This is a genomic window from Methylobacterium sp. WL18, from assembly GCF_008040015.1.
GTDB classification, from domain to species: domain Bacteria; phylum Pseudomonadota; class Alphaproteobacteria; order Rhizobiales; family Beijerinckiaceae; genus Methylobacterium; species Methylobacterium mesophilicum.
In genome coordinates this window covers 1-796 of sequence record NZ_VRVD01001129.1, presented here as the reverse complement: position 1 = coordinate 796, position 796 = coordinate 1, and the positions used below count along the sequence as shown (strand labels likewise).

The following is a 796-nucleotide window of genomic DNA, read 5'->3' as shown; positions in this document are numbered from 1 at the left end:
GTGGTGTTCGCGCTGGGGGTCGCCAACGGCGCCTACGCGGTCGCCGCGATCGGCTCGATGATGGCGCTGGCCGGCCGCGGCGACGCAAGGGAGCGCGGCACCCGCATGGGCGTCTGGGGCGCGGCCCAGGGCGTCGCCTTCGGGGCCGGCGGTTTCCTGGGGGCCGCCGCCGTGGATCTGGTGCGGCTCTTCACGGCCGAGCCGGTCCAGGCCTACGCCGCCGTCTTCGCCGCCGAGGGGGTGCTGTTCCTCGTCGCGGTGGTGCTGGCCCTGCGGCTCGAGCCCGTCCGGGCTCCCGCTCGGGGCGCGATCCCGCTCAATCCCATCCTCGGCGCGAGGTGACGCGATGGCTCGGTTGAATGATGACGCCCCCTACGACGTCGTCGTGGTCGGCGGGGGCCCCGCGGGGGCGACGGCGGCCACCGAGCTGGCCCGGGCCGGGCACGCGGTGCTGCTGCTCGACAAGCCCGGGCGGATCAAGCCCTGCGGCGGCGCGATCCCGCCCCGGCTGATCCGCGACTTCGCGATCCCCGATTCGCTGCTGGTGGCCAAGATCCGCTCCGCCCGGATGGTGGCGCCGAGCGGCAAGGCCGTGGACATGCCGGTGGGCGAGGGCTTCGTCGGCATGGTCGACCGCCAGCATTTCGATCCCTGGCTGCGCAGCCGCGCCGAGGAGGCCGGCGCCGACCTGCGCGAGGCGGCCTACGACAAGATGACCCGGCCGGACGACGGCCCGCCGCTGGTGCATTTCACCACCGGCAAGGGCGAGGCCCAGGCCCGCCACGCGGTCCGGGCG

Annotated in this window: 2 protein-coding genes; both read left to right on the top strand. The window is 75.5% G+C overall.

Annotated elements, in window-relative coordinates; all coding sequences use genetic code 11:
• Window positions 1-342: PucC family protein (locus FV228_RS31325; protein ID WP_147857929.1), on the top strand; the 342-nt coding region annotated here is incomplete at its 5' end.
• Window positions 343-346: 4 nt separating this feature from the next.
• Window positions 347-796, top strand: a 450-nt coding sequence (locus tag FV228_RS31320) for an FAD-dependent oxidoreductase (protein ID WP_147857928.1), incomplete at its 3' end; no start/stop codon positions are given.